The 6,056-nt window shown below is 45.1% G+C and carries 5 protein-coding genes; 2 read left to right on the top strand and 3 right to left on the bottom strand.

Going from position 1 to position 6,056, the window contains the following annotated elements:
* Nucleotides 1–8: 8 nt before the first annotated feature.
* Nucleotides 9–1,040, bottom strand: coding sequence for a hypothetical protein (locus tag GX117_11800; protein ID NLO34012.1), 1,032 nt, complete (start codon nucleotides 1,038–1,040; stop codon nucleotides 9–11).
* The gene (locus GX117_11795) at nucleotides 1,037–1,585 is read right to left on the bottom strand and encodes a hypothetical protein (protein ID NLO34011.1); all 549 of its coding nucleotides are present in this window, start codon (nucleotides 1,583–1,585) and stop codon (nucleotides 1,037–1,039) included. The genes GX117_11800 and GX117_11795 overlap by 4 nt, the downstream gene beginning before the upstream one ends.
* Nucleotides 1,586–1,815: 230 nt before the next feature.
* Between GX117_11795 and GX117_11790 the strand changes: the two genes are divergently transcribed.
* Entirely contained in the window at nucleotides 1,816–3,264 is a 1,449-nt protein-coding gene (locus GX117_11790) for an amino acid permease (GenBank protein ID NLO34010.1), read from the top strand.
* Nucleotides 3,265–3,288: 24 nt separating this feature from the next.
* Here the strand turns inward: GX117_11790 and GX117_11785 are convergent, their stop codons facing one another.
* The gene (locus GX117_11785) at nucleotides 3,289–5,430 is read right to left on the bottom strand and encodes a right-handed parallel beta-helix repeat-containing protein (GenBank protein NLO34009.1); all 2,142 of its coding nucleotides are present in this window, start codon (nucleotides 5,428–5,430) and stop codon (nucleotides 3,289–3,291) included.
* 416 nt (nucleotides 5,431–5,846) lie between these two features.
* Here GX117_11785 and GX117_11780 point away from each other — a divergent pair.
* On the top strand, nucleotides 5,847–6,056 hold a 210-nt coding region (locus tag GX117_11780; protein NLO34008.1), incomplete at its 3' end, for a hypothetical protein.

Genomic DNA, 6,056 nt, shown 5'->3' with positions numbered 1-6,056 from the left:
CGTAAAATTTACTCGGGTAAGGGATATTTATTTTCAAAATCCCGAATACATTGCCTTAATGCACTTAAGAAGCTACTTTGTTCGTTTTGTGTTAATTCTATAATGGTGTTTCTCAAAGAAAATTCAAGTGTTTTTCTGCGATCTGAAAAACGACCGGCATGGCAGCCATGACTTTCAGCCCATGCCCGCATTTCCTTGTCTTTAAGTTCATTGAATTTAGCAACTAATACAAACTTATCACCAATTCTTAATTCTTGCCAAAACAGCTTTGCCGCTTCCATGCCAATTATTTTATCAGAGAGTATACTTGTCGTGTCAGCAATAAGTTCTGTGGGATCAGCTTCTTCTGGCTCGTCATCCTTTTCGCTAGGGCTTATCGTTGTTTCTGTACTATAGATATCCTGAGGCAACTGATCTGCGATAGCTCCTGCGAAGTCTAACATAGTAGGAGCTATTCCAAAATGCTTTAGGATAAGGTCGTACAATTGACAAAGTGAGTCATTCGTCAAAAGAGGATGATCGTAAGCAGAATCATTTCCGTATAAACGGAGGGCAATTTGTGTGCGCATATCGTTTTTTCGGGGCGATGTATTTGGTGTAAGAAATGTGATATTTTGTGATAGAAATAGTGCCATTTCAGATTTTGTAATTGTCATTTGATTTGAAAAAAATCTGTCTTTCCCAAGGTCACGATTTTTTAGTTTCTCGAATATTCGATATTCAAGTGATTTGTTGGGGAGGTTAGTAAAAATATAGTTGATAAATTGATTTCTGCATACATAGAGTCCTTGAGAAAATTCATAAGTACAGTTCATTATCATCGCTTGTTTATGATGGTCTGCAATTAAATATTCCAAAAATTCTGTAGCGAGTTCTTCTGATATTCTCTCCTTTCCAAGGATCTTTTCTTGTTGAGCGCTAAGTTTAAGAAATAAAGGAAATAGTCTTTGAAAAAGTTTATATTCAGAAGTTGGAAGGGAGGCCTTATTGTCAAATGCAGAAAGAATTAATTTTAATAGATCCAAAAACTCACGTTTCATTTATCTTTTACTCCTGCATTTGGATTGTTTGCCTTGGTGTTAATAGGTAAGGAACTGTTACTGCTTGTTTTAAATAGACGCTTTGACCGCTTGGACTGCTTAGCCCTCCCCTCGTTGTTGTAGAGTGTTTCTAAGGTTTTAAGTTTCTTCAGTTCTTTTTTATCCAACATCGTTTTGTATAAATAATCTTCTGACACATTTGCCCGTGCCCAAGCCACACTAGGCGGAACCGGATAACGACGATGCACAGAAAAGTAACTAGTTCTTCCCGGCTCGGTAATATCTTTGACAGAAAGTTCATAGCGTAAAGGATGAGAGGCTTTGGAATGCCCGTGAATAAAAACGATTGCCGGATTTTGAAAGGTAGGCGTGTTTATTACACAGCCCGGATGGTGTTGTTTATTGGGATTTCTGCGGTAATCTTTTCTTTCTGAATATCGTTCCCAAATCTCTTCCCGAACCCAGCGTAGCGATCCTCGTTGAAAAGGTTTCAGCTTTTGCATGAATTTATAAATATCTTGTTGTTGCGAGTTGTCTTTCAACATAGGCTGTCCTAATCTGTAAGTTTAAGATGCGTGTAAAGTCACATTGTTAAGCGAATCATAGCCTAACAATAACAGAACAGTCAATTACATTTTGGAGATGTGTGGATTCAATCAGCTCCGTTTGACTATCATTGTGGCTGTTTGGTGGGGGAGGGGATAGAATGTTGTTCCTTGTACGGAATAGGTGGAGTACTGTTTATTCTGGAAGCTTAATCTGGTGCGAGTAATTCATGACAGAAGATCATAAACTAAAAAAGAGTGATGAGGAAGCGCTGTGGCGTGGTGGACTCATTCCCAAATTGGGACTCATGACCGCGACCATGGTGATCATGGGCAACATGATCGGATCCGGCATATTCAAAAAAGCCGCGCCTATGGCCGCGAGTCTGCCCTCCGCAAAACTGCTCCTGTTATGTTGGCTCATTGCCGGAACGATCTCCCTCTTCGGCGCGCTGTCTAATGCAGAGGTTGCCGGTTTAATCGCCGGGCCGGGGGGGTTCTACGGATTCTTTAAAAAGATGTACGGCCGGGCTTTTGCCTTTCTCTTTTGTTGGTCCAGTTTTTCGGTTCTTCAATCCGCTTCTATTGCATCAGTCGCTTACGTCTTTGGTCAATCCGTAAACAATCTGTTTCCGCTGCCTCGCTTGGGGCTGGAATGGGAACAGCTCTCACTCTTTGGCGTGTTCTTCCCCTTTGAGAATTTCGGCGTCAAGGTGTTTACCATGGGGACTCTCTTGTCCATTACCATGGCGAATTATTTCGGTGTAATCTTTGGAGGGATCATCGCGAATATCTCCACCCTTCTTAAACTGCTAGGTATTGCCCTTATCATTGTCCTAGGCTTAGCTTGGGGGGACGGCTCTCTCAATCATTTCACGCACGTGGAATCGAGCGGCTCACAATATGGGGAGCTTGGTTTATTCGGCGCTATGTTTGCTGCGATGCTGGGTGCCTTTTGGGCTTATGACGGCTGGAACAATGCTATTAGCCTGGGCGGTGAAGTGCACAATCCGAAACGGAATATCCCCTTGGCATTGGTCATCGGTGTGGGCAGCATTGTCGGCATTTATATGGTGATCAACTTTGTCTATTTGTATGTGATGCCTGTTGAGGAGTTAAAAGCGCTGACCGCATCTGAGAACAGTATTGCCGCTGTGGAGGTTATGCGTAAGGCCTATGGGTATCGCGCTGCCCAGGGTGTGGCTATTCTCATTATGTTGTCGACTTTCGGCGCGATGAACTGTCAGATGATGACTCCGTCACGCATGTATTTTGCCATGGCCCATGATGGTCTTTTCTTTAAGGCTGCCGCCCGCTGTCACCCCAAATACCATACCCCGTCTACGGCGCTGTTGATGCAGGGTGTCTGGGCGTCGTGTCTGGTATTGTCGGGTACTTTTGACCAATTGACGGATACGGTAATCTTTGCCTCTTTCATTTTCTACGGAGCCAGCGCCTTCGGCGTCTTCATATTACGCCGGACTATGAAAGATGCTCACCGCCCGTATCGCGTGCACGGATATCCTTTTGTGCCCGGTATTTTTTCCTTGTTCTGTTTTGTTCTCGTCATTATCACAATCATACAGCAACCCCGTGAAGCCATCATCGGCCTTGTTTTAATCTTTACGGGTTGGCCTTTTTATTGGTATTGGACACGAAAGCGTTCCGCCTGTTCCTAAAAAAGACGATGTGTGATTTCGAGGTTATTCATCTTTGGGCGGCGCAGGGATACGCGGCAAATTTTTCGCTAGAGCAATCCAATTACCATCACCGTAGACGCCGACATTGGAAAGGTCAATTTCTTGGAATCCGACTTTGATTGCCGGGGAATCGGGTGACAGCGTGAAATCCCTGTTCTCAATATCGGCAAAGCCGGGATTATCAATAACAGAATGTTGATCATAGCCGGACTCTTGCCATTGTTGAAAAGTTTTTCCGGCAAAAAGTATTTCATGATCAGCGGCATTCCAATAGCAATTGTTATCCATGACATAATTGCCGTTTTTCCAGGTACTTCCCAGTAGCTTGCCACGGTTAAAATAAACGATATTGTTCTGGAAAAAGAAAGAGATGTGGTCTTCGTCGCGGGAACGGATTAACTGATCTCGTTGTGAGAAGGCAAAGATGTTGTTGATGACACGATTTTCCTTGCCGTAATGTTGGTGGAAACCGCCTGTACGGGTGTTGTAGATAACATTATTGGTGAGTAGGATATCCGTGCTTCCCTCGTCCGTATAGAGTCCCCAGCCGCCCGAAATATCGCCATTAGATAAAATGTCGTGGATATAGTTGTTGCGCAGGATTGTTCCGGGAGAAACACCTAATGTATAGATACCTCCCATATCACTCAACTGCCCCTTGCCAAGGTTATGAATGTGGTTATATTCGATCACATTATGATTAGCAGAGCTGGGCGCATAGCCCCAGGACCATCCGACGGACACGCCCGAATAGCGGAAGTCGCAGATTTCATTATGGGAAATGGTATTGAAAGAACTGCGGCCGATCCACACGCCCACGGCACTTCGGTAAATGCGTCCGCCATCGTGAAGAATACAGTTATCGACCACATTGTGACCGGTGCTTTCTTCCGGTGTCTCAGGATCATGCCCTTCACCTATGCGCACCCCGCCGGCTCCAAGATCTGTCAGGAAGCAACGGCGCATCGTATTGTTTTGGCTTCCCGTTCGGAAGGCTGCCCCGTAACCGCCTACATGAGCGATTTTACAATCTTCAAAAAGACAATGTCTTGCGCCCAGTGTTTGTACGACCCCTTCCACAGATGATTCTGCTTGACCGTCGCTGTGTCCTGCCGCGCCGATGGGCCAATCACTGTATTGGAGCTGTAACCCTTTAAAATGAATATGCTCGACAAAGTGTTGCGTTTCAGGGTTACCTTTAAGCAGGAGCAGTTGCCGGAGTCGCGGAATGACCGCTTCCACATTATCGGGTCTTTCTTCGGGCTTAGGCAAATAATGAAGCGTGCCGTCATGGCGGTTGAGGCACCATTCTCCGGGCAACTCAAGTGCGTCCAACAAATGATCGATAAAATACCATTGCTTATCTGTCCAACGTGTGAAAGGCCACCGTGCAGGACCGGTAAACTCGATAATGCGGTCGTTAAGATTTAAGTCTTTTACCCGATGCAGCGAGGTCGCCCAAGAATGGAACACGACAAACACGGCATCATCCAAGTGCTCCCACGCTTGGATATCATCTTTATGAAACCGTAATTTTGTACTGCTCTTTTCTTCTTCTTGCGCGCCTGCTTGTTTCTCCATGACTGACCCGTCTGTATAGAGGAAATCTTTTTCACTTGGATAATCGCCTGCGAAATGAGCGGCTTTGGGATAGCGGGCAGCGTCGCGCCGTTCTCCATTAACCCAAAAGGCTCCCACGACGCCTTCGTCTGATTTTGCCTCGGGTACATCAGCGATCCACACACCATTTTCAATGCGCCAGTCTTTTATAATGCGTCCGCCATGGAGTATGGGTTCTTCTCCCGGTGCGGCCGCGTAGATCACGGGGCTGTCAGCCGTGCCGGAATCTCGTGCTTCAAACACGAGGGGTTCCTCAAGAAAATAAGTGCCGCCTTGCACCCGAACCGTAATCGGCACAGTTGAGAGCGCCTTGTCTTGGGCGCGTAAATTTCGGATGCGGTTTCTGGCTCCCGCGAGGGATGCCAATGGTCCATCACTTCCGGCACTGTCAAGTTCTTGCAAAGAGCCCGACCACGCGTCGTTCCCTTGCGTTGACACATGCAAAATGAGGGGTTCCACAGCGGCAACAGTGAAACAGGTGACCATCGTAAAAAGCACGAACAATACAGAGGGGTTTCTAAACATGGCAGCATCTCCTTTTGATGAAATTCATTCTCTCTAATTATAGCGATGGAAGGGAGGGGAGATAAAGCTAATGGAAACTCTAGACACTAAGAACTCAGCTTTACATACGTGTTGGAGATTAAAGCAGGTAAATCATGATTGGTTGTCTACATTATTTTATTCAAAAAATTATCTATAAAAACATATGTTTTCGAATCGGCTAAATTAACACCCCTCGAGAAGCCGGAATTGCTGCTTATATTTTGCAGGTCAGAGAACAGCCTCGCAATTTTCCTTTGAAGGTTTCTTAATTCTCTATAACTTTCATGGTGTTGGTTCTTTGGAGAAAAAAAACCAGTTCGCAATATGAGAGCGATTCACTCTTATTTAGGGTTGAGGTTACGAGGAAACCCTATAAAGAAAAAAAGGAATTAAACATGACCGCAAACATAGCCTTTTACAATAAAGAAGTACATTGCAACACTGTTTGTTGGGAAGTGTCGGCCCGCTGCAATGATCATTGTCGTTTTTGTTATCGGAATATGATTTCCAAAGAACTTGACGCCTATGAGGCTTTTCACGTTCTTGATCGACTTGCGGAAGGCGGAGTTCGAAAGATTTCGTTTACCGGTGGCGAAGCGTTGCTG

The organism is Candidatus Hydrogenedentota bacterium (genome assembly GCA_012523015.1).
Lineage (GTDB): Bacteria > Hydrogenedentota > Hydrogenedentia > Hydrogenedentales > CAITNO01 > JAAYBJ01.
This window is presented reverse-complemented; position numbering and strand designations above follow the sequence as displayed.